Source organism: Microbulbifer sp. MKSA007 (assembly GCA_032615215.1).
Lineage (GTDB): Bacteria > Pseudomonadota > Gammaproteobacteria > Pseudomonadales > Cellvibrionaceae > Microbulbifer.
Genome location: CP128433.1, coordinates 596,718 through 620,587, shown reverse-complemented (window position 1 = coordinate 620,587; position 23,870 = coordinate 596,718). Strand labels below are relative to the sequence as shown.

20 protein-coding genes are annotated in these 23,870 nt (G+C 50.4%); 2 read left to right on the top strand and 18 right to left on the bottom strand.

Going from position 1 to position 23,870, the window contains the following annotated elements; all coding sequences use genetic code 11:
• Nucleotides 1-19: 19 nt before the first annotated feature.
• Complete coding sequence (locus QT397_05370) at nucleotides 20-1,438, top strand: hypothetical protein (protein ID WNZ56790.1); 1,419 nt, start codon at nucleotides 20-22, stop codon at nucleotides 1,436-1,438.
• A gap of 57 nt (nucleotides 1,439-1,495) precedes the next feature.
• On the opposite strand, the gene QT397_05365 is transcribed toward QT397_05370, so the two are convergent.
• The 12 genes from QT397_05365 to QT397_05310 form a co-directional block, all read right to left on the bottom strand.
• A complete protein-coding gene (locus QT397_05365) occupies nucleotides 1,496-1,861 on the bottom strand; it encodes a DUF393 domain-containing protein (GenBank protein WNZ56789.1) in 366 nt (121 codons plus the stop codon).
• 35 nt (nucleotides 1,862-1,896) lie between these two features.
• Complete coding sequence (locus QT397_05360) at nucleotides 1,897-2,364, bottom strand: cupin domain-containing protein (GenBank protein WNZ56788.1); 468 nt, start codon at nucleotides 2,362-2,364, stop codon at nucleotides 1,897-1,899.
• 53 nt (nucleotides 2,365-2,417) lie between these two features.
• The gene (locus QT397_05355) at nucleotides 2,418-3,596 is read right to left on the bottom strand and encodes a rhomboid family intramembrane serine protease (protein WNZ56787.1); all 1,179 of its coding nucleotides are present in this window, start codon (nucleotides 3,594-3,596) and stop codon (nucleotides 2,418-2,420) included.
• A 362-nt stretch (nucleotides 3,597-3,958) separates the two neighbouring features.
• Entirely contained in the window at nucleotides 3,959-6,121 is a 2,163-nt protein-coding gene (locus QT397_05350; protein ID WNZ56786.1) for a mechanosensitive ion channel, read from the bottom strand.
• A gap of 99 nt (nucleotides 6,122-6,220) precedes the next feature.
• Nucleotides 6,221-6,805, bottom strand: a complete 585-nt coding sequence (locus QT397_05345) for a hypothetical protein (protein ID WNZ56785.1) — start codon at nucleotides 6,803-6,805, stop codon at nucleotides 6,221-6,223.
• Between the two features lie 116 nt (nucleotides 6,806-6,921).
• Complete coding sequence (locus QT397_05340) at nucleotides 6,922-8,178, bottom strand: PepSY-associated TM helix domain-containing protein (protein WNZ56784.1); 1,257 nt, start codon at nucleotides 8,176-8,178, stop codon at nucleotides 6,922-6,924.
• 77 nt (nucleotides 8,179-8,255) lie between these two features.
• On the bottom strand, nucleotides 8,256-10,355 hold the full coding sequence (locus QT397_05335) for a TonB-dependent siderophore receptor (GenBank protein ID WNZ56783.1): 2,100 nt from the start codon (nucleotides 10,353-10,355) through the stop codon (nucleotides 8,256-8,258).
• 238 nt (nucleotides 10,356-10,593) lie between these two features.
• The gene (locus tag QT397_05330) at nucleotides 10,594-11,712 is read right to left on the bottom strand and encodes an efflux RND transporter periplasmic adaptor subunit (protein ID WNZ56782.1); all 1,119 of its coding nucleotides are present in this window, start codon (nucleotides 11,710-11,712) and stop codon (nucleotides 10,594-10,596) included.
• Nucleotides 11,709-13,229, bottom strand: a complete 1,521-nt coding sequence (locus QT397_05325) for an efflux RND transporter permease subunit (GenBank protein WNZ56781.1) — start codon at nucleotides 13,227-13,229, stop codon at nucleotides 11,709-11,711. The genes QT397_05330 and QT397_05325 overlap by 4 nt, the downstream gene beginning before the upstream one ends.
• Entirely contained in the window at nucleotides 13,202-14,803 is a 1,602-nt protein-coding gene (locus tag QT397_05320) for an efflux RND transporter permease subunit (GenBank protein ID WNZ56780.1), read from the bottom strand. Before QT397_05320 ends, QT397_05325 begins: the two co-directional genes overlap by 28 nt.
• Nucleotides 14,804-15,035: 232 nt before the next feature.
• On the bottom strand, nucleotides 15,036-15,851 hold the full coding sequence (locus QT397_05315; protein ID WNZ56779.1) for a LytTR family DNA-binding domain-containing protein: 816 nt from the start codon (nucleotides 15,849-15,851) through the stop codon (nucleotides 15,036-15,038).
• Nucleotides 15,852-15,855: 4 nt separating this feature from the next.
• Nucleotides 15,856-16,944: a histidine kinase gene (locus tag QT397_05310; GenBank protein WNZ56778.1), complete on the bottom strand. Its 1,089-nt coding sequence runs from the start codon at nucleotides 16,942-16,944 to the stop codon at nucleotides 15,856-15,858.
• A gap of 121 nt (nucleotides 16,945-17,065) precedes the next feature.
• Here QT397_05310 and QT397_05305 point away from each other — a divergent pair, with 121 nt between their 5' ends.
• Nucleotides 17,066-17,536, top strand: a complete 471-nt coding sequence (locus QT397_05305) for an EVE domain-containing protein (GenBank protein ID WNZ56777.1) — start codon at nucleotides 17,066-17,068, stop codon at nucleotides 17,534-17,536.
• Here the strand turns inward: QT397_05305 and QT397_05300 are convergent.
• The 6 genes from QT397_05300 to QT397_05275 all read right to left on the bottom strand — a co-directional run bounded on the left by QT397_05300 (nucleotide 17,533) and on the right by QT397_05275 (nucleotide 23,672).
• Nucleotides 17,533-17,724 (bottom strand): DUF3094 family protein, encoded by a 192-nt coding sequence (locus tag QT397_05300; protein ID WNZ56776.1) that lies wholly within the window; start codon nucleotides 17,722-17,724, stop codon nucleotides 17,533-17,535. The two genes, QT397_05305 and QT397_05300, sit on opposite strands and share 4 nt — an antisense overlap.
• Nucleotides 17,725-17,833: 109 nt before the next feature.
• On the bottom strand, nucleotides 17,834-19,615 hold the full coding sequence (locus QT397_05295; protein ID WNZ56775.1) for an acyl-CoA dehydrogenase C-terminal domain-containing protein: 1,782 nt from the start codon (nucleotides 19,613-19,615) through the stop codon (nucleotides 17,834-17,836).
• Nucleotides 19,616-19,790: 175 nt separating this feature from the next.
• Complete coding sequence (locus QT397_05290) at nucleotides 19,791-20,156, bottom strand: HIT family protein (protein ID WNZ56774.1); 366 nt, start codon at nucleotides 20,154-20,156, stop codon at nucleotides 19,791-19,793.
• A 575-nt stretch (nucleotides 20,157-20,731) separates the two neighbouring features.
• The gene (locus tag QT397_05285; protein WNZ56773.1) at nucleotides 20,732-21,739 is read right to left on the bottom strand and encodes an LD-carboxypeptidase; all 1,008 of its coding nucleotides are present in this window, start codon (nucleotides 21,737-21,739) and stop codon (nucleotides 20,732-20,734) included.
• An 83-nt stretch (nucleotides 21,740-21,822) separates the two neighbouring features.
• Nucleotides 21,823-22,713 (bottom strand): hypothetical protein, encoded by an 891-nt coding sequence (locus QT397_05280; protein WNZ56772.1) that lies wholly within the window; start codon nucleotides 22,711-22,713, stop codon nucleotides 21,823-21,825.
• A complete protein-coding gene (locus QT397_05275) occupies nucleotides 22,710-23,672 on the bottom strand; it encodes an amino acid--tRNA ligase-related protein (protein ID WNZ58503.1) in 963 nt (320 codons plus the stop codon). The genes QT397_05280 and QT397_05275 overlap by 4 nt, the downstream gene beginning before the upstream one ends.
• Nucleotides 23,673-23,870: the final 198 nt, after the last annotated feature.

Here is a 23,870-nt window from a genome sequence, read left to right as displayed (position 1 = left end):
ATTCGTTAGGGAAGAATAAATGGCTGATTCCTGCCACTATCACACTAGCAAGACTGCATCCTGGCAGTGCCAGCCCTGCAACCGTCAGTTCTGTGGCGAGTGTATTCCGGGTTCGAGTACCAATTACCATGGGCAGTGTCCCGAATGCCCGCTCTGCCGCGATAGCCTGGAATATATTGGAGCCAGTAACAACGCCAAGCCTTTTTGGCAAATGGGGTTATTTTACTTTCTCTATGCTTTTAAGCCTGGCCCTCTAACAATCATGGCTGTTGCAGCAGCGGGCAGTATGGCAATAACGTCAATGGGTCTTCTGGCTCTTGTCGCTTTGGTAGCCATTGTAGCTGTTGTATCCCGCTACAATCTCTTGGTCATCGAAAGACTCGCAGGAGGCCAACTGGAAGCCCCTCCACTGGCAGATGCACTTGATGGCAATGGTGCAATGTTATTTCTGAAAGTCATTGGAATGACATTGATCGCCGGTTTCGTTGGCTACAAGCTTGTACAATTTACTGGAAGCCTCAATGTCATAATGATTTATGCAGCCGCCCTGTCATTTTTAGCGCCGGCTGCAATGATTGCCTTGGCGCTTACCCATAGTTTGAGGTCCGCAATCAACCCTCTCAAATTATTGGAATTTACCCTAATCATTGGCTGGCCCTATTGGTTGCTGTTAATTATTACCAATATCATTTCTTTCGCACCCAATTTACTAATGGCCGTGGTCAGCGATAAACTGCCGGCTTGGGCAATTTTCCCGACCACGGCAGCCATTGTCTCTTACTTTTCCATCGTCTCAAGTGCTGTAATGGGATATATCTGCTTAACTCGACAGCAAAAACTGGGAATAGCTTCAATACAAGAAGATGATGAAAATTACTTAGAGGAAAATGAATTCCTGTGTAAGCGCGCTCGGGCTGAAGCGCAAATATTTTTACGCGAAGGGGACTTCAAGGGCGCTCGCCAGGCTTTGGTTGAAGGGTTGCGCCGCTTCCCTAACGACGAAACTCTTAATGAGCGCTACTACCGCCTTTTACTTGCTACCGATGATAAAAAAGCCCTTCAGGAGCTGGGGCCACATCTATTAGAAAAATTTGTACAGATAAATCGCCCACATAAGGCAGCTGAACTGTATATGGCCACAGAGCCCAGCCCGCCTGTGGCTAAGCCCGAGATACGCCATGCACTAGCCAAGGTGCTATACCAACAGCATAAGTACCAATTGGCAGCACAGCTGCTCAATAATTTACATAAAGAGGCCTATCCACAACTCGATGCTGCCTATCTGTTATTGGCACAAGTGTATATGGATGGATTGGGTAGAGAGGACTTGGCAAAAAAACTACTGCACTTTGTCCGACAGAAATTTCCAGAGAGTGCTTTGCGTTCTGAAATCGATACCCTGTGGAAAGTACTTAAAAGCACTGCCGAAATTCACTAAATAGCAAAATATGGGTAGCCATCTATGGTGGCTACCCTAAACCTAGCCCGACATTCGCTACCAATGCTTTAGCGCCCGATTCCATAGATACAAACCTCGCGCAAAAACGTTGTAACCTTTATTCAAAAACCACCTAAGGCCGGCTAGTTTCGACACCCTAGCCTTCCATTGCTCCTTGGGAGAGTTCTCCCAAATTGTAATAAAAGCTTCGTAGCCTACTTTCAGATTTCCATCCGCATCCAATACATGCAACCGCTCACGGACGAACTCTAAATCTGTATTCAGTTCCTTCGCTTTATCTTCATCAATATGAACATCCTCCCAATCTATTTGGCTGGAGACGGACTTTTTCTGTTGTGCTGAAATTCCTGCGTTACAAACTGGACAGGCGGAATTATAAAAGACCCGAATCTTTTCAGGCATATGCTAAAAATCCATTCTTTTTCTACCGGCGAAAACTACTTAGGGTGGTCAATATCATCTCGATTCACCAACTCCCAAGGTAAACCACTATTTCGGTAGATCCGCTGATTTTTATCTGGGTAGTCGGCAACATCATGTTGCAGTCGCTGGCCTACAACTATGCAGCGCAAGGTCACTTCCCCCACATTGCGCATCACATGAGCCGGGCCGCCAGCGGGGTAGCCAATAAAATCCCCTGCAGAAACCTGGTGGTGATCGTCACCAATACGCACCTCGGCCCTACCCTCCAGGATATAAACACATTCGTCTTCAAAATAGTGACAATGGAATTCTGTGGAATCATAGCCTGGCTCGATTTCGATCATATGGAAACCAAAGCCGGATATGCCGGTAAGATCACCCAGGGATTTGTTTTTACGCACCGCATTGGCATTGAGGAAATGTACCTTGCGCTCCCCCTCCATCTCTGTAATTTCAGACCCGGTCAAAATATAGCGACTCACTCTGCCCCCAATACATTACTTAATTATTTATAACACATACCGAATTATGATCTTCAACCTGAGGCAGCCATATCTTGCGTCATCTCTTTCACTTCGCGCGCACGGCCTTCCTCACCCAGTCGACGATAGTAATTGACCAGAACCATTCCCAGCTTCGGAATCAAGGGGTGGTTCACTCGCTGCTGTTTCAAGTGGCGCAGTAATTCCTCTAGCCATGGCCAGTCCTTTTCCTCCGCTGCGCGCCGTGCCATCAATAAGTTTGCCTTTCCGGTGAGCGCCTTTGGACTTTTTGTTGCAGCCAAGTAGCGGCGATAGCCACTTGCCAGGGTATGGCCATCGATCTCCAGATTTCCTGCCTGGGCAAATAAAGCGAGATTGGCCCGGTGGTACCCTTCACTCTCTGGCGCCGCTGAGGTCAGTTCTATATAGCGCTCAATCAGTGTTAACGCCTGTGGATATTGCCGCACCGCTGAGGCTGCCGCTTCAGTGGCTTCCAGGATTTTTCCCTCTTCCAAAAAACGATCAATCCGCGCCAAGGCTACCCTTTGGGGGGACGGGGCCTCCTCTTCCTCCGGCATAGGTTCCACCATCGGGCGCCAGTACAGCACCGCCAAAGTCAGGGCAAAACCCGCAAGTAAACCACCAGTATGGGCCCAGTAGGCAATGCTGGCATCTCCATACAAATAACCGAAAATCTCTTTACCCAACCACAGCGGTAACACCAGCAGCGCCGGTGCACTGAATTCGCCAAACATAAAACCAATGGTGTAAAAGAAACGCAACCGGCGCACACCGTAAACCGCGACGAACATGCCCATAATTGCCGAGACTGCACCGGAGGCACCCACCATCGGTACATGGCTGCCGGATTCTACCAGCACATGCAGACCTGCTGCCGCCAATCCTCCCACCAGGTAGAGCCCTATAAACCACGCCCCACCCAGGGCTAGTTCAACAGACAAGCCAAACAACAGCAGAAACACCATATTGCCGATAAGGTGATCCCAGCTTCCGTGTAGAAACATATGGCCAAAGGCCCCAGCAATACTCGGGTCTGCCGGTATCAGCCCCAGTGCGTTGCTACTGACCCTATCCCGCAGTTGGGCAAACTCCTGCCTCTGACGTAACCACTCGGTCTCACCCTCTGCTTCGAGCTTCGGCAACAGCCAGTGGTGGAATTCAGGGTTACCGAGGGATTCCCGGTAAAAAAACTCCTCCCCTTCCACACCCATCTGCGCTCTCCACTCTGGGTGCATTTCATTGACATACACAAGAAAACGTTGCTCTTCGAGGTCCGGTAAGTCACTCTCAAAATAGTAATCTTCAGCTTCCTGCCAGCGAGCTTCATCCCCCCTTGATAGAAAACAAACATCAGCAAGTTAAGGGCAATCAACGCAAAACACATTAATGGCGGCCGGCGCCAGTCGGGTTTGTTTTGGATGGGGATGATCAGCACGGGCTTCCCTTATTGTGATTTCATCAGCGCCCTGTGAGAAAACGCAGTAACACCGGTAAATGAACTTGCACCGACACAAAGGCCAGTGGGCTGAAAATACTATGAAATCCCGGAGGTGTCATGCCAGCCGGACCTCACTTACTTCCTGGCGGTACGGCCAATGATCGCCGGAACATCCCAACTGCGCAGATGCAGATCTCTCTGAGGGAAAGGTACCTCAATACCCTTATCGCGAAATTCCCGCAACAACTCCAAGTTGTACAGGGCATAGGAGTCTCCCAGGGAAGTCACCATATTGCTGTTGACCCACACCACCAACTTGAAGTCGAGGGCATTATCTCCGAACCCCATCAGCCACACCTCGGTTTTTCGCTTCCAGTCGGTATGGGTGATATTGACTCGAGCGGCAGCTTCCAGGGCAGCTTCCCGCACCAAATCTGGGTCCGAGGCATAAGACACACCAAAGGGTACATGAATACGGCGCACAGGATCATCCAGTGTGTGGTTAATAACCCGGCCCGCAACAAACTCAGTGTTGGGCACCAAGATATCCACATTGTCCCGCGTGGTAATACGGGTTGAGCGCACGCTGATATCGCGGATGCGGCCAAAAACGCCCGACTCCAGCTCCACCAGATCACCCACTTTGAGAGGGCGCTCAAACAGCAAAATCAAACCGGAGATAAAATTCGAGAAGATTGCCTGGAGCCCAAAGCCAATACCTACCGACAGGGCTCCAGCGACCAGGGCCAACTTGGAGGTATCCAGGCCTAACATGCTGAGCACCACAATCAGGGCCGCAGAAATAAAGATGTAGTGCAACACCCGCCCAAGATTGTACATGGAGGATTCACTGGCATGCTCCCTGCGCACAAGCCGGCGCAGGAAGGCCTGGGTGAGTCCAGACAATAGCCAGGCCCCCACCAAGACCACAATCATCTTGGCGATCAACCGCAGGGTTATCGGGTTCTGGGCAACAGTAAATAGCTGATAGTCCGCCAACTTACGCCAGCGGTTATAAGCTTGTCTTGCGCCCAGTGCGACCCGTTCGCGCACTGTTGCCCACCAACCCTGGCGCTCCTTGTAAACCTCCAGCTGGGCCTTTTCATAGCGCTGAATATCCTGCTCGAGGTCATTGGCGCGGGCCAGGCCACTGCCAATACGCTCAAAGTAAGACCACCAGCGACTCAGGTCTTCGTTCTCTTCATCTTCGCGCCAGGCCACCACTTGACGCTGGCGTACCGCCAGCTCCCGCGACGCACTTTCAATCACAGAGTTGGCGTTTTCCAATAAATCCCGACTGATAATCAGCGGGCGCTCTTCGCCCTCTTCATTCAGGACCTCATTGATGGATTGCAGCAACTCACTTTTGCGTTTTTCCAACTGCTCCTCCAACAAGTCCACTTCAAGCTGCATCAGGGTGAGGTCTTTCTGCATATTGATGGTGGGGTCAGTGGAGGGTTCTGTAGTGCTTTGAATACTGGTGCGGGTCGCAGAAATACGTTCGATTTTCTTTTCGTTCGCGGCAATATCCTTATCTATTTCCTCTGCATCTTTACTGGAGTAGACGAGGGTATCCAGAAGTCTCCGCAATTTAATTTCTGCGCTGTTAATCTTTTCCCGCCAGGTTCCCAGGAAAGTATTAACGGTACTCAGCTGCTCAATAATATTTAGGTGATTTATTTGAGCTAAAAGTAGAGCCTGCGCCGCCTCATCCTCCTCTCGTCCACTGGAATCGCGCAGTACAATCACTTGTTTACGCAGTAAAGATAGAGACTGGGACTGGGTTGATTTAAGTTGGCGAGCCTCCAGTTCTACGCCTTTCAACCTACGTCGGCCACGGCTGATGGCAGAATCGGCCTTGGCCCAGTTCAATACCGTTGGGTTCTCTGGAAAATCCACATCCGGCATTAAAGGGACTTTCAGGTACTCCTCTCGTTTTTTCCAGGTAATTGCGATCCCTTGTAAACTTTGGCTAATCTTTTCTGCACCTTCCTGTAAGGCCTCATCCTCCGGCAAATCCTTTTCCCACTCCTCCCAGCTCTTTGTGACCAAGCTAAGCCATTCTCGTCGCTCTTCGGGAGAGGCACTGGTCCACCCAGTCCACCAATCGGCAGAGGGGTCAGCAAAATCCGGAACTTCTGGCTTAAACTCCTTGGGTTTACTACCGGGAAGCTGCGCGACACTGGAAACAGATAGACAGGCGACGCTAAAGAAAAGGAGAAATGAAAGGGCGAGGTGAAGAAAAGAAAATTCTTTGCCGGCACTACAACGAGGGATGAAAAGGCTGGCACCCGGCATAAAATACTTCTATCCGTGAAAAAATACGGCACTAATAAAATAGGCGCCTACTGGGCCATATTGTTCAGTGTAGCCCAGGGACTTCCCTGCCCCATGCATTTACCTGAAGCGCCGACTTTGACGCAAACATTTTCTGTATATCTTGCGATATTCACGCATAGCCCGCCTGGTTGTTTTACCAGGCTCACCCGTACGGCGCAGCAAATTTGCCGCCCGGGCTTCACAGTAAATATCCCAATCCTTACGATCGACTCGTTTACCCTCTGAGCGGTGCCGCAAATGGCGGGGCGGATACGCTCGGGGATATATTTTCTTTTTCGGAGCTAGGGGATTGCGATTAACATGCTGCCAATTGGGAGGGGGCGTGACCACCACATATTGATTGTCCCTGGGGTCTAATAAGAAAAAGGTACCATTACCCGCAAGCATATAATGCTTGTTACCCAAGTTAATGGGGGTTCCAAAAGGTACTCGGGAGACCCGAGCTCCCAGAGGCGGCTCAATCCGGGTATAGGCGTCGGAGCCTTTGCGGTAGAAATAACCATTTTTATAAAAAACCGTCTGGTTATTCACTTCGATAGGTTCAGCTCCGGGAGGCAGGTGGTCCGATCGAACCTGAGACTCCGAAACAGAACAGAAGAATACAAGAAATAGGGTAATCAGGGATCGCATGGCTAATGTCATCAGCAAATTGCAATCCACTAAGGGTATGGTGCGAACAAGTCATCCCCAAGGCTATCCCAAGCGGTAACTAGAGCGCCATTAAATTGCTCCAATTACCACTGGTCTAACCAATAGAGTTATACAGCAGTACTCGGCAAGGGAGACCTGCTATCCACCCGACTACTGACTGCCACACGACGTTTACGTAACCAGATTAAAACTCCAGTCACACTCAACATCGCAATCACCACCCCCATAATTGAAATCAGTATGCGACCTGGGAGACCGAGGATCCTACCGGAATGCACTGGGAATTGCGCCTGTACAAATAAGTCTGCTGCCGTCCCTTCCCAGGGGATAAAGTCTCCGAGATATTCGCCACTGTGGCCATCAAAAAATAGAGCCTTGTGACCAACCCCCCCGGCACCATGCCCTGCGCTGGCATCAAAAAATTCAGCCCGATATATCCCCCACTCCCGGGCATACCACAGGGAATTCAACGGTTGCTGCCAGCCAATCTGCGCAGCTTGGTTTTCTCCAATCGCGGCTATATCCCGAAAAGACAACGAGGGGGTAATTGGATTGCTGTGATCGTTAGGTGTGCGCTCTTCCAAGGGCGACGGAGTCACATCTGATACCAGCGACATCAGAGGAAAAAACACTTCTCGATAGAGATTCAGCGAGAAGGCCGTAAATGCAATTGTCAGCAGCAGCGCCCAAGTCCACAGGCTGAACGCACGATGTAAATCAAATGTGAGCCTGGCACGCCCAGCGCCGGCCTTAATCATCCATGCGGGCTTCCAGCGCTGCCACCAAGTCCGAGATGGCTTTCGAGTGGATTTCTTGCGGCGAGGTAAAGTCACCGCTAGCCCCACAAAGCAATCGACTGTCCATACCAGTGCAATAACGCCCAGCAGCCAAATCCCCCAGTGGTCAGTGCCCCAAAATTCAGGAATATGAAAACTGTAATGCAGCTTGTACAAAAACGACATCAGTGTTTCAGTTGTTATCGGCCAGACACGTCCCCATTCGCGCTTACCAACAATTTCCCCACTGGTCGGATCGACAAATACCTGGTTGTAATCCACCGCAAAGAATTGACCGGTAGCGGGGTCAATTCGAGGCTCTACCCAGAAATACTGGGTATGCCCAGGCTCCTGTACTAATTCAAAATAGGATATTTGGACTTGCGGCAAGGACTCTTCAAGCCGTTCTGCCAACTCGATAGAGGCTAAGGGTTCGCCGCTGGAAGTAGTTTTATATAAGTGGGGATTGAGCCACTCATCCAGTTCGTGATCCCAGGAGATAATAGCGCCGGTTAGCCCGGTGACTATCAGGAAGACCGCAGTAGTAAGCCCCAGGTAACGATGTAAAAGAACCAGGGTTTGACGCATAACATTTACCTAAAACTAAAAAACAGAAAACCCGGCACAAGTACCGGGTTAAACTGCAACGGAGTTAACTAGGCGCCTTAGTAGCGCCAGCTCACACTCAATTGTGCCTGACGCGGAGCGCCGTAATAGCCCTGGGTCCAATAGAGGCTGTTGATATATTTCTCGTTGGTCAGGTTATCAATATTGAGGCCAACCGTTAAAGCATCAGAAATATCATACTTGGCAAAGGCGCTGAGCAACGCATAGCTATCCTGCTCTACACGAACACCCTCGACAGGCTCAATGTAAATATCATCCTGCCAATTGATACCGCCTCCGAACTTCAAGCCTTGAACTTGAGGTAAATCGTAGGCCACGGCCACCTTCAGGGTGTTGCGCGGAATATAAGTGCGATCTTCCTCACCGTCTTTATTGACTACTTCACTTAAGTGGGTAAGGCCAAAACTAACATTGAAATTCTCGGTAATTGAACCGATTAGCTCCAGCTCAACGCCCTTTGTAGTGAAATCACCACTCTCGTAAACATTCTTTCCATCAACCTTATCTAGGTATTCACCGAGATTATTCAGGTTGGATTCAAATAGCCCAACACTAGCCGTTGCTTGTCCACCCGCAAGGGAGTACTTAAACCCCACCTCGGAACTATCTCCCTCTGCGGCGCCCAGTGGTTTAAATTCAGGGTTAACCCAAGACTGCGGGGTAAAGACTTCAGTATAGCTACCGTAGAATGAGAAACTATCGTTCAAATCAAAAGTGGCCCCTACATAGGGAACAGTTTCATCCGCCGAAGTGTCAGCATCAACACCATAATTGTAGCCGGATTGTTCCACTTCCATTTTGCGTGCGCCGGCCAATAAAGACAGGCTGTCGGTAATATTCAAACGAGTGGCAAAGTACAGGGACTTGTGTTCTTGATCGTCTTTGTGGCCATCTTCATAAGGATCAAAATCAACAAAGTCAGGCCGCGCCGTTGTGCCATTAGCCCAGTCACTGCCAAGAACCGGATAACCGTCGGAGTAGCTGTAGAAAGATTGGCCGCTTAGTTCGATATCTGCATAGTTGGCACCCACCACCAATTCGTGATCGCGGCCGAACAAATTGTAGGTTCCTGACAGGAATACATCCGCAATCTTTTGCTTTTCATCCAACTTGTAGCCAAACGCATATCCATATAAACCCAGTTCGGTCTCTCTGTCTGGAGTGCCGTAGACATACATCTCCTCGACATCCATATCGATTTCATTCTGGGTCAGTAATGCAGTGACGGACCAGTTTGCGGAAAGACCCTGCTTCAGTTCAACAAAAGTCTGGGTTCTGTCTACATTGCGGAAAGCCCAGTCTGGTGCCGTACTTGTGGAAACATCGTAATCGGTAGCGCTGCCATCGGTGTAGTAAAGTGGCAGGGCACCGGACATGCTGCCATCGGTTTCACTGCGATTTTGGCTGCGGCCTAAGGTCAGGGTGGTGGAGTCAGTCAAATCTGCTTCCACAATACCGTAGTAGACACTGCCGTCAGTTTCGTAGCGGTCAAGATAAGAGTCAGCCTGATCCTCTGCAACCACCAACCGTCCTCGGACGTTATCGCTGATAGAACCTGAGATATCTCCCTGGGTGCGCAAACGTCCCTCTTCACCGACAACCAGATCTACACCCGCCTTGAACTCTTCTGTCGGACGCTTGCGGATAAAGTTAACCGTCGCTGAGGGGTTAGCCAGACCTGTGGTCAGAGCTGCTGCGCCCTTCACCACTTCAACCTGGTCGAATATCGCGGTGTCTTGATGCCCATGGGATAAACCAGAGGAAAAGGGAACACCGATTCCATCGTATTGGAAGTTCACAATATCAAAGCCGCGAGCGGTGTAATAAGTACGATCCGTCTCTACGTTCTCTACGGTTACCCCTGGGGTATATTTCAGCAGCTCATTAATATCCTGTAGGGCAAAGTCCTGGATTTGAGCTTGGGATACAGTTGTTACCGTTTGCGGAGTATCGTAAACAGATAGGCTTAGGCGAGAGGCAGTACTGGTCTCTTCCTGCTCTCCGTAGACACTGACTTCTTCCATGGTTTCAGCAGTTTCGCTTTCAGCAGACCAAGCAGAACTTCCCAGCGGGGCGAGCACGGCGGCAGCAATCCAGGCTGACAGCGCTTTTTTCTTCATTAAGCCGTTAATTTTCATCGGCTAAAACCTCATTCCAAATCAGTGAACGGTGCAGGGGCACCATAAACGGAGCGGATGATATTTGAAGAAATATACGTCAGTCAATGCGAATGATTATTATTTAGTCGATGTACCCACAAATAGTTTGGATGGGGAGGGAACATCATTACTTGGTGAAAGATTAGGAGGGCCAGGGCGATCACAAGCAGCGAGTCACCCTGTATTTGATCAGAAGGCCTTCAGGAAAAATCAGGAATTAGCCACTGCCCGCCTGTAATGGCTCTTTATCTCGCACCACTTCCGACAGCACTTTAACTTCCTGTCCGGGCTGCAAGCGCTCAGCACCACGCACTATCACACGATCGCCCTTGGTGAGATCACCGCTTACCGACACCCATTCACCATCGCCACTGCCGATACGCACAGATAATCGCTCAGCCTTATCCTCCTCGCCCACTCGATATACGAAGGTATCGCCATTTCTTAAAACCAAGGCATCCCTTGGCACAGACATGGTGGCCTGCGCCTGCGCAATGGGCACAGAGACCTGTACCGGCATACCGACAATCCAGTCCCACTGCTCCGGCGCACTCTGTGGCAAAGTTACCATCAGCTTAACTCGCCGGGAGCGATCGCTGGCCACAGGCACAAATTGACGTACCCGGCCGCTAAATAATTGATCATCCACCCGTGCCTCTCCCGGCAGAGAGACAGAATCACTGCGCAGCGCCACTGTGTCACCGATGCGAATCAGCGGCAGAGCCGTCAAGGGAATATCCGCCTCCACTTCCATCTGTGACATATCCAGGGCTCGCAGTAATTCCGAACCGGTGCGCACATATTCTCCCGCCTGTAATTCGCGGCTCACCACTAAAGTATCAAAGGTTGCATCAATGGCTGTTTTAGATAATTCATAGGCCCGGCGGTCGCGCTCAATTTGAGCCGCAATCAGGTCCTGAGCCATTGCCTCGCGCTCAGCCTGCTGCTCTTCCAATGCGGCTCGAGAGGTACTATTGGTTTCCGCCAACTTACTCAGTCGATTTAACTGAGCATCCATATAGGTCAACCGCGCACGCAATTGTGCAATACGGCTGTCACTATTGCGCAGCTGTAATCGCCAATGAGTACTGTCCAGCTCGGCCAGGCGCTCACCCTTTTTAATAAAGCTGCCGGGCTCAGCGACAAATTCCAACACACCATCCAGTTCAGAAGAAACCAGGATATCCCGTCGGCTCACCACCTCACCTGCAGACCACTGACTCGGAGCAATTTCCCGAACTTGGGCCCGATCCACCAATACCGCAATAGGATCACCCTGTGCCCAAACGCCATTGGCACTCAGAGATAAAACGATACCTGCGAGTAATTTCTTCATTGTGAACTCCTCAGGGCAAACCTTTCGCGCATAGCCGTAAATTTGGGTAGCGGCAGGCTGCCGGTTTGCAGTAATGCCGGCAATAAAACCAGGGTAAAGAGCGTGCTCACTGCCATGCCGCCCACAATCACTGCGGCCAGGCCGCGGTAAATAACACTGCCCTCACCGGGAGCAACCAACAGTGGCAACATGCCAAACACGCTGGTCAGGGTACTCATAAAAATAGGGCGCAAACGCAGGCGTAAAGCCTGCTCTACCGCGTCCACCCGAGTGCTACCCGCCACTTCTGCCGCTCGCGTCTGGTGTACCAGCAAAATAGCATTATTCACCACCAGGCCTAGCAATATCACAAAGCCAATCATGGTGAGCAGATCCAGTGGTTGGAAATCGATCAAGTTTAAAATTTGTAGCGCCAACACGCCGCCCACTGTCGCCAGGGGCACGGTGAGCAGTACCAGAGAGGCATCCCGCAAGGAGCGGAACAGTGCACTCATCAGCAGGAATAAAATTAGCAGCGCTAACAGGAAATTCTTGGAAAGCGAAGCCAACGCCTTATCCAAGTCACTGGCATTTCCTCCCACCAAAATACTCCCGTCAGCGGGCAGAGCTTCGCGAATCTTCGGCAATACATCCGTTTCCAGCTGTGCGCGCACCTCTTCTAGGGACACCTCTTCCGGCGGTACTATATTCAGTGTAATAGTGCGCCGACCATCAACCCGGCGCAAACTGCCCGGCCCCACAGTCCGCTCCACACTGGCCAGCTGACTGAGCGGCACCACTTCTCCACGGGGCGTTACCAGCGGCGTATTTTGCAGTTGCTCGGGAGTACTCCAGGGCTGCGCTTTAAAAATAATATCCAGGCGCTTTTCACCGTCAAAATACTCGCCGACATAGAGACCATTGCCCAGCGTTCGAACCAGTCCGCCCATATCCTGGCGATTCCAACCCTGCTCCAACATTGCGCGATCATTGGGGCGCACTGTCAATTCAGGTTCTGATAAAGATAAGCCCGGGTTGGTCTGCACCGGCGTTCCCGGCATCACCTCTTCAACAACCTCCACCCCAAGGGCAGCCGCACGCATCAATGCTTCGGCATCACGGGATTGCAGATGTAAAGCAATGTTGCGGTCACCACCGAATTGGCCAAACAGATTACCCCGCGCAGCAAATCCCTGGAAATCAGGAATATCCACCAGGATTTCTTCCCGCAGGATTCTCTCCATCTCCTTGGCTTGATCCATATCCTTAACCCGCACTCCCATAGTGCCGCCATTCGGCCAGGTGATCACGTAGTAGTTCTTCAGGGCTGGTTCGCGCTCACCACTCATGTAGGGTGCCATGCGCTTATCCAACTCGTTGACGATTTCTGTTTCTAAAGTTTTGGTATTAGTGGATGCGGGGAAATTCATCCACACATCAACTGCATCTCTTTTTACCGGCGGTAAATAATCCAGGTTTGGTAAGAATAAATAAGTCGCAACCATGGGCATTAATAAAAGCCCCCGATCACCTGCCAACGGCGGGTCCTGGTACTCGTCAAAGCCATTACCCGCGCAGTTATTTTTTCCCACACTCGGGAGAGACGGTCTTCAGTAGAGATAGAGGGTAGCCACAAACGCGCAGCCAGGGGAACCACAGCCACCGCAACCAACAGGGAAAACACCACAGCCACAGCAATAGTCAGGGCCAGGTCACCGAAGACCTGCCCTTCGACACTGTTAAGGAAAAATACCGGAAGGAATATCGCAACGGTTGTCGCAGTACTGGCCAACAGTGCACCCCACACCTGGCCTGCACCCTGCTCCGCAGCCTCCTCTGCCCCCCGACCTTTTTCTCTCAGGCGCACAATATTCTCCAACACTACGATCGCAGCATCGAGCACCATACCGGTGGCAAAGGCCAGTCCCGCCAGAGAAATTACATTCACACTGCGGCCTGCGGCCGACAGCACCACAAAGGTCGAAAGTAATGAAATTGGAATCGCTGCGGCAACGATCAAGGTCGCACGCATGCGTCGCATAAACCACCAGAGCACTCCGACAGCTAATACGATACCTAAAATCATATTACCGCCGAGCAAGTTTAAAGCCCGATAAACAAATACTGATGCATCAAATGATTGCACCAGCACAAGCTGCTCAGCTTTCAATTTAGTTTCATTCAGCTCAGCGACTTTTTGCTTAACCCGCTCCAAAGTAGCCAGCATATTGGCATTGTTGGTACGGTTAATACGGAGAGAAACTGCCGGGTTGCCATTCTGCGTGGTGACACCGCGGGATTCTGACGGCCCCACCTTGACCTCAGCAATATCGCCCAGGCGCACCGGCTGTCCATTGCGCCATTCCAACACTAATTCGGATAAGTCTCTGGGTTCATACTCGCCGACAAAGCGCAGGGTATAGCGACGACGCCCCACGTCGGTAAATCCGCCGGAGACATCCCTGGCAGACGCCAGCTGCCGACTCACTGTAGGCAGCTCTACTCCCAGTTCAGCTGCTTTCCAGGGATCAAAAATAATCTGTAACTCTTCCTGTGCCGCACTCCCAGACTGGGCCTGGACACTGGCAACCCCGGGCACCGACTCCAACTCCGGGCGCAGTACATCTTCGATCAGGCCAGCGTAGTCATCCAGGTTATTCTGGTTATCAGGTAATTTTTGCAGAAAGAAATAGGTCAGTGCTGTGGCATCGCCACCCCAGCCACCCAGCATTACTCGCGGTGGCTCCGCATCCCGGGGCAGTGGCGGCAGGCTGCTCATACGACTGATAACATCAATCAGCACCTTGTTCATATCGGTGCCCATGGCAAATTCCAGGTTTGCCCAGGCGCCACCGCGACCGGCGTTGACTTGCATCATTTCCAGACCGGTGAGGCCCTGTAATACGGATTCGATCGGCTCGACAATTTCCGCCTCCACCTCTTTCGGTGCGGCCGCTCTCCAGCCTGCCTGGATAGCGATACGAGGATTGTCGATATCGGGGAAAAGTTGAACCGGCAGCTGGCTGGCGAGGAAAGCTCCAAGCAGAACAGCCATAACCACTGCGACCCCCGCAGCAGCGGGATTTTTTAAAGCGGCGCGTGTTAATGCCATTACTTCAGCCCCAGTTTTTTATTGGGACTGAAGGCTAGCGGAATATGAATTCCTTACAAGGCAATTGCGACTAGTTGCCAGGAAAATTCGATCAGGCCATGAAGAGCCCGTTTATTCGCCGGAAAGAAAATACAAATTCACAAAATGAAATCCATGTATTTAGAGGCAGCGCTATAGCTGAAAAACCCAGCTGCTTTGCTGCCTCAACCGAGAGCCATATAAAAGTTATGAATCAGAGGAAGTGCTGGACTTTATTTTTATAGCTGCGGCTCATTTTTAAACATTCACCGCTATCTAACACCAGATGGTATTCGCCATTAATATGGGCACGTATTTCCCTTACCCGACTTAAATTGACGATGGTTGAACGGTGTATGCGCTGGAAAAGTTTCGGGTCCAACTGCTGCTCCAGTTCTTTCATGGTGATACGCATCACATGGGTCTCACCCCGAGCGTGAACGCACATATAATCACCGGCAGCATCGATCCAGTCGATTTCACTGGAGGGCACCAAAGTTATTTTGCCCGCATCTTTCACTGCAATTTTGTCCGGATAGGCACTGCCGGCAAATTGCCCGCTAACCAGCTTCTGCTCCAGCACCTCAGGGGATTCCTTGGTCAAATCGGCAACAGCTTCAAGTAATTGCTCTCGTTGGTTAGCGATATCAGCGTTAGCTCTCTGTTCCCTGACTCGGGTAAGAGCCAACTCCAAGCGCTCTTCTTCGATGGGTTTTAATACGTAGTCCACCGCATTGATTTCAAAAGCCTCTACCGCATACTGGTCGTAGGCCGTGACAAAAACGACATGAGGTAGAGAGTCCACCGGAATCAACTGAACCAGTTGCAAACCGTTTACGCCGGGCATCTGGATATCCACAAATGCTACATTGGGCTTCAGCTCTAGTATTTTGTCTAACGCATCGCGACCATTGCCGCTCTCTGCAACCACCTCGATATTAGCCATCTGCTCCAGGCGCAGCCGCAAACCGCGACGAGCCAGGGGTTCATCATCGACAACGATCGCCCTCAGGGTCTCTACTCCACTCATCTCTTTATTCCTGTTCAAAGGGAATACGAATATTTACCGACAAGCCCCCTTCTGGGCGGTTGCGGAAACGCACTCTCTGGTCATCGCCATAAAGGGCCTTAAGGCGCTCACAGGTATTGCGAATACCCACTCCGTAGCCTTTGCCAATCAGGCGCAGCTCCTCTTCCGACATGCCGGGGCCGTTATCACTGACCTCCAGTAACAATTCGCCGGCGAAAACCCGTGACTTGATGCCAATCTCACCGCCCCACTCCAGCTGTGAAATCCCGTATTTGATCGCGTTTTCAACCAACGGTTGCAACAACAGGCTCGGCACCAGAGCCTGGGGCGACTCCCCCTGTAAATCCAGATTCACCCCCAAGCGATCGGCGAAGCGTACCTTCTCAATGTCCAGATACAACATCAGCGCCTCAACTTCCTTCGCCAGGGTGACCTTCTGCATAGGGTCATTATCCAGAGAGTGGCGCAAGAATTGGGACAGGCGCGTCACCATATTGTTGGCCGTGCGCCCGTCATTATCGAGGATCAAAGTAGAAATTGCGTTGAGCGTATTAAACAGGAAGTGCGGATTTAACTGGTAGCGCAACATTTTTAATTGAGCCTGGTGCGCCATTGATTCCGCCCGCAGCGCCTTCTCCTGCTGCGCCTGAGAGGAGCGGTAATACTTGATGCCGTAATAGAGCGCCGCCCAGGTCATCAGAATCAGAAATGAATAGGTGAACCAGTAGATAGCCAGGAGTGCCGGGTGCTCATCACCGTCGTGACCATAAAGCCACAGGGAGCCGGCGAATTTAATTGCTGCCCAAATCACTGCCGCCATTACCACCAGCAGTAAAGAGCCTAGCAATCTCAGTGCCGGAGGCTTACTCCACAGGCGGTGAAAACCCAAACGCATGCTCTCGCTGAGAACAACCCCCGCTGTAGTGGCAACTATGATGTAACCAGAGTGAATCCAGTGATCATTCACCCAGAAAAAACTGCCTACAAAGGTCAACAGCGTATAGCCCCCCCAACCAGAAAGCTGCAGGGCCCAGTACTGTGAGCGACGACTGGCCAGCTTCTGTGAGAGCCACTGAAGTGTTTTGCTTCCCATAATCTCCCGCTTATTGGGTAAAAATCTATGCGCCGATTTGACACTAATCGGCAGCTTCATACTAAATGGCGTCGAAAGCCGGCGAAACACCAACCGGCGCAGCAAAGAGACAAACTGCCGCATGACGTACTGGTTATTTAAATCTGAGCCCGATGAATACAGCCTCCAGGACCTCGCTGCCGAATCCAGCGGTTGCGGTAGCTGGGATGGTATCCGCAATTATCAGGCACGCAATTTTTTGCGCGATAAGGTGAAGGAAGGAGATGGCGTGCTGTTTTATCACAGTGCCTGTAAGGTGCCGGCAGTTGTGGGCACCGCTGTAGTGGTTCGCTCTGCCTACCCCGATCCGGCCCAGTTCGACCCGGAAAGCAAGTACTTTGACCCCAAGGCCAGCGAAGATAAACCGCGCTGGTACTGCGTGGATATTCGCTGGCGAAGTGAGTTCCAACGGCCGGTGCCCCTCGCAGAAATCAAGGGCATCCCCCAATTGGCTGAGATGGTGCTGGTAAAACAGGGGCGCCTGTCTATCCAGCCAGTTTCCGGTGACGAATGGCAGCTACTCCAGCACTTGGGAAGCTCCACGCCGCGCTAAACGATACCTTTTGTCTGGGCGATATACAGGCTCAGCAACGATAGCAGCGTCAATAACGCTAACAAGCCTAGTAACAATACCCAGGGACGGAAAGGCTTGCGTTCGACACTGTTGATGCCGGACTGCAGGTATTTATCGACCTTGGCTTGGTCTTCATCGGAGAGTTTCTTTTCGGAGGGATCTAACATGGGCACTTTCGCTCGTTATTTTTGTGCCCTGAGTTTAGGAGAAAGCTTTCTACAGCTCCACAAAAAAGCCCCGCGATGCGGGGCTTTTTAACACTTTCTTTGGGGGCTGTTAGAACAGCTCTTCCTCCAAGTCCATCAAGCTAGCGCTGCCTGCATTGACACTGCCGGCCAATGCCTGGGTACGTGGCAACAGGCGAGCAAAGTAGAAGCGCGCTGTCTTTATCTGGCCGCTGTAGAAGCTATCCGCTTCCGCTTTCGGCAGCGCCGCAGACACAATTTTCGCCCACATAAAGGCGTAAGCGACGTAGCCGAACAGGTGCAGGTACTCTACAGAGGCAGCACCCGGTGCGTGGGGGTCTTGCTGAGTGGCGGCAACCATATTCTCAGTTGCTTCACGCAGGCGTTGCATCTCAGCGATGAGCGGCTGGATAAACTCTGCCATTTCCTCTCGATCAATCTGGGCATCGATAAAGCCCTGTACATCTGCAGCAAACAATTCGAATAGAGCACCGCCAGTGGCTACAGTCTTACGGCCCACCAGATCCAGAGCCTGGATACCATTGGTTCCTTCATAGATCTGGGTAATACGCACATCGCGTACCAACTGTTCCTGGCCCCATTCGCGGATATAACCGTGGCCACCGAAGACCTGCTGACCGAGGATCGTGCAATCCAATCCCATATCGGTAGTAAAGGCTTTGGCTACCGGGGTCAGCAAGGCAACCATATTCTCCGCGTTCCTTTTCTCTTCACCCTCGCCGAACTTGGAAATATCCAACCACTTGGCCACGTAAGTGGACAGGGCGCGGCCACCATTCACCAAAGCTTTTTGGGTAAGCAGCATACGGCGCACATCCGGGTGCACAATGATGGGGTCTGCGGCTTTCTCCGGCTGCTTGGCGCCCGCTGGAGAGCGGCTTTGGATACGGTCGCGAGCGTATTCAACAGCATTCTGATAGGAGCGATCTGAAGCGCCGAGGCCCTGGATACCGACACCCAGACGCTCGTAGTTCATCATGGTAAACATGGCCGCGAGTCCTTTGTTCTCCTCGCCGACCAGCCAGCCTTGGGCGCCGTCGAAGTTCATCGCACAGGTAGCGGAGGCCTTGATACCCATTTTGTGCTCGATCGAGCCACAGTTCACATCATTGTGCTCGCCGATGCTGTTGTCTTCGTTCACCTTGTATTTGGGCACCAGGAACAGCGAGATGCCTCTCGGTCCCTTGGGTGCGTCTGGCAATTTTGCCAATACCAGGTGAATTATGTTTTCGGACAGATCCTGATCACCGCCGGTGATAAAGATCTTGCTGCCGCTAATGCTAAAGCTGCCATCGCCACGGGGCTCGGCCTTGGTGCGGATAATACCCAGGTCTGTACCGGCGTGAGGCTCGGTAAGGCCCATGGCACCAGCCCAGGTTCCCTCATACATCTTGGGCAGGTATTTTTCTTTCAGCGCATCACTGGCGTGGGCATCAATTGCCAGGCAGGCGCCGTTAGTCAGAACCGGGTAGAGTGCAAAAGAGATATTTGAAGCATTGATCATCTCCTCAACCTGAGCGCCCAGCATTTTCGGCATACCCATGCCGCCGTATTCCGGGTTGCCCAGCAGTCCACCCCAGCCGCCTTCACAGAAGGTGGCATAGGCTTCTTTAAAGCCTTTCGGCGTGGTCACCACACCGTCATTCCACTGGCAGCCCTCTTCGTCGCCAGTGCGATTGATCGGATCCAGGGTGTTGGCAGCCAGCTTGGCCATCTCTTCGAGAATCGCATCTGCGGTCTCACGATCTACCGCTCCAGCCAACCCGGGCAATTCCGCCCAGAGTTTTTCCGCAGCAAATACCTCGTGAAGTAGGAAGTTCATCTCCCTTAGTGGCGCCTTATAGTCGGCCATGCTCCCGGTCCTCATTCAAGTGTTTCAAACGCTCGTTTGAATCTAGGGCCGAAGCGCCCTAATGTCAACAGTCTCGGGCTTTGAGGAACCTGACAAGCACTCAGTTCTAAAGAGTGGGAACAATCTGTTGAATGGATGCTGTACCGCTCACTAGAGCCGGCTGAAAAAACTGCTGCTAGTCTACATTGGCGCTCCTTCGCAGTAGAACGCTGACGAGTTCGGCTAACTTATCCTCAGCTAATAGTGGAATCTCATCACTGGGTACAAATGAATAGGGCTCATCTGCATATCGCGGGATGATTTGCACATGCATGTGATCTTCAGACTGGCCTGCGGACACTCCAGAATTGCAGAATGTATGAATACCATCTGGCTGAAATGCCTCTCGCAGAATATCAACACCCGTTAGGATCAAATTGCTGACATCTGATAAAACTGCCGAGTCACAAGCGGTAAAATGATTCGTGTGCCAAGAAGGGATTACTAACAATGCGCCTTTACTGCGCTGCCTCGGATTTACCGCCAGGCAAGCGTGCTTCATCTCCTTTACCAGCGGAACATTCGAATGCATCAGTGTACATAGCGGGCACGGCCTTCGAACTCGAAACGTATAAGGCACAGCAAACTCAATACAAGTTATGATCGTTTTATAATAGGGGTTATTTCGAGAAATTGAGAGCACCGCGTAGACGTGCAGCTTCCTTCGCCCTCTCCGGCGAACTCCATTGCGGACACGAAAAAATATCCGTATAGCGATATTTTCTACCCGCTTTCCTGTCACTCCTGGGGACAATCTCCCAAACTAAGTGAAGATAGGATCGCCCCGTAATTTCCCCCCAATCACACCAGACATTGGTGCCATCAGGATCATAGAGGTTTTCTACTGCAAAAGTAGACTCCCTGACACACTTAAATAGATCGCGGAACTCACTCTGATTGAATGTGGAAAAATCCGTATGATAGACGTGAGGCACCACCACCACATTCCCCCTAATTCTCGGCCGTATCGGTATTAGTGCGGTCGCAACATCATTTTGGCAGACAGTAAATTGCGACCTCTCCCCCGGGGTACTCAAGCAATAACCGCATGGGCATCCCTGTTTTGATAAAAGTAAGTTAGACAATTGTGATACGGGCCTCACTACCTTTCATTACACAAACATTAGCCAAAACACCGATTGGTAAAGTCAACATGGGATCTGTGTGCCCAAAGCTTAGATTCGCCACTATTGGAAAGTCGAAATCCGCACAAGCCTCAAGAACCGTATCTTTTAGCGTGACGCCGGCTATATCAGTGCAATATGGCGAGCGTCCAATAAGCATACCTCTAACGTGAGAGAGTATCCCTGATTGACGCAAATGGGTAAGGGCACGACGAACCCTCTCTAGTCGCGCTTCTTCAGCGTGGGCCTCCCAGAAAAAAATAATATCTGAGGGGATATTAAGATATGGCGTACCCACAAGCATATTTAGCGTCTCTATATTCCCTCCAAACAATATCCCCTCACCCAGCCCTTCTCGATAAACTATTCGGTGACTGTCTTTTCCCATCAAACGACGCCGTTGCGGACTTTCACCCCAGTCAGTAAATTCACGAGTCCATGCAGCAGGATCTCTTAGCTCTGTCAAGGTCTCATTATTACCAATGGCAGAAAAAAGGTTCTCGATCGTAAAAGCAAAAGGCTGAGGGTATTCGCCAAACTGAGGTAACAGCGTGGGGCCAAAATAAGTAGTCCATCCACTCAAACTAAAAATACCTAAAATCAAGGCTGTCGCATCGCTGTTGCCAATTAACACTTTGGGGTATCGGCAAACAATATCTCGATTCAAGTGTTCTAATATTTCAGCTGAGTTGAATCCTCCAATTGAACACATGATTCCCGCAATCGAGTGATCGAGTAATAAACTCTCAAACGCCTGAGCCCGCTCCAATGCAGTCCCTGCCGTAAATCCTCTTGAAAAGCACACCTGCTCCGGCAGTACAACCTTTGTATTCAAGGTTCGCTCCAAGGCTTTGACGCTCCGAATTAATCGGTCAGGATATTCACTTGCTACATTTGAAGAGGGTGAATATATTGCTATCGCCTTTCCCGGTATTAACTTAGGATAAAACCTGTTATTCATATTGATAGCGTAAACTTTTCATTTCGAACATTGTTTCTCTGGGCTTATGCCCAGAGCGCCCAAAGTTTACCGACATTGCATCATTATTCAGGCCAGTCAATGGTTAGCCCCTGCCGTCGTAACACATCAACAAGCTGATTATATTTTTGCTCCTCTAGTAACAAATCAGACTTTCCTATTTCATTAACCGCTCGCAGGAAAATTTGATGAAGGCTAGCTTGACTCAAATAAAGATCCTCAGGCTTCAAAGTACGAGGGTGAGTGTTATGAAGTTGTTCTACCCAGTCGGTCGGCAATCGCTGCTCTAATCGCCGATCCCCCTGTAATTTAACACCTGTAGCCTGTTGAATAAGTGGGATAATGGCATGTTTACGTGTAAAGGCGAGAGAGTCACAAGCAGCCAGACTCTCACCTCTTTTAATTTTTGCAAATGTATACCAAAGCCATCCACAATAACGAGGAATAATATCCTGCACTGACATTGATTCCGTATCAGGCATGGTGTTTTGGTTGATAGGAATATCTTTACGCAAGACGATGAATGGTTCTTGGATACAGCAGGGAGGATCTGCACAATACAAAAAACTTATATCTAACTTTACAATCCAGTCATCTTGTCGAGTATAGAAAACAAGTAAATTTGGGATTCCCGCATGCACAGCAGAGAATGTCACGCAAATATTAAAATACCGGGTGAACATCTGCTCAAATTCAGCTCTGGCCCTATTGAGTGGATTAGTCGACTCATAGACTGCCGTGATATCCAAATCACTAAAAGCATCGGCTTCACCAGATGCGATGCTTCCACCTATAGTTATAGTCACTGGTACATCTTGTTGATTTGCCCATGAATTGATAAATGAAAGTATGGGGTGTAAGTGCTGAGGTACTCTATCTTCAGCTAATCCCAGTGAGCTAATTCTTACCTGATTAGAAATATTGTAACTTGAAGGGTCCCTATCGAAAGAACTCATGGTGACAATTCAAATCCATTTCTACGAGGTAATATCTGGAGATCCCGAATATCATCGTGTTGGAGCACCCACATCAAAAATCGCTCAACACCCATGCCAAATCCAGCCGTTCTCAATGGGTAAACCCGCTTCATATTCGTATACCACTTATAGGATTCTGGATTTACCCCATGTACCTTCATAGCTGTGAGAACGGCCAGATCGTCAACATGTCTCTCACCACAACCAACCACTTCGCCACATCCAAATAAGAGATCACTATTTAATGCGCTATAGCCGTTTTTATCCATGGCTTGATAAAAAGGAACAATTCCATGGTCCCACTTGGTAACCCAAACAAAGGGGCCAATAGTTCTGATAAGCTCTCGCTCTCCCGCTCTAGTAAGATTTCGCCCGTAATCCGTTTTATCGATAAACTCCGGCTTGTCCTGAAGAAGCTTGGCGGCTTCATCAAAAGTAACAGAATTAAAAGTTAAATCTCCGTTTGCCACTGACTCTAAGTGACTTAAGCTGCCGATTGCTCGTGTAATTGACTCAGCTTGCTCCCTAAGTATCGCTTCGCAAAGCACACGGATATATCCTTCAGCCAAAGACATAGCCTCATCCAAGTCGCCACTAATTTCTACCTCGCTGTGCATAAACTGACAGAGATGTGTAGCGTCCCAGTCCTCCCCACGAAATGACGGCATTAGATAATAAGCGCCCCGAGGCTTCATTCGACAACACAACTCAAGCTGAAACTGCATGGAGTCGGCTAGATATGTTTCCTGACCATTTAATTGAATACTCACAGGAATTGAATCACTGCCCAGCCCAACTGGGCTCGAAATACTACCAGTCGTAACAGGTAAGTGAACGGTTCCAATTCCCTGGCCTCGCCAGAACATTGCTGTCTCTCGAGTAAGTATGTCTTGCAAATCTACCAGCAAGTTAAACCAAGAATTATTTGCTAGTTTCAAGTATCTGCTGGGATCTTCAAGAATCGGTGGTTGCCAGCCATTTGTATGCTCATTCGTAGTCAATTTCCCAACCCCAATCAAAGAGATATCCCCATAAGAATATATCCATCTACTTTTTACTGCTGGACGATACAAATTTTTGGTGCGCGTTTTGTTTCCCCCTTTAATAAATCAATAACGCAAATCCAATAACTGCAA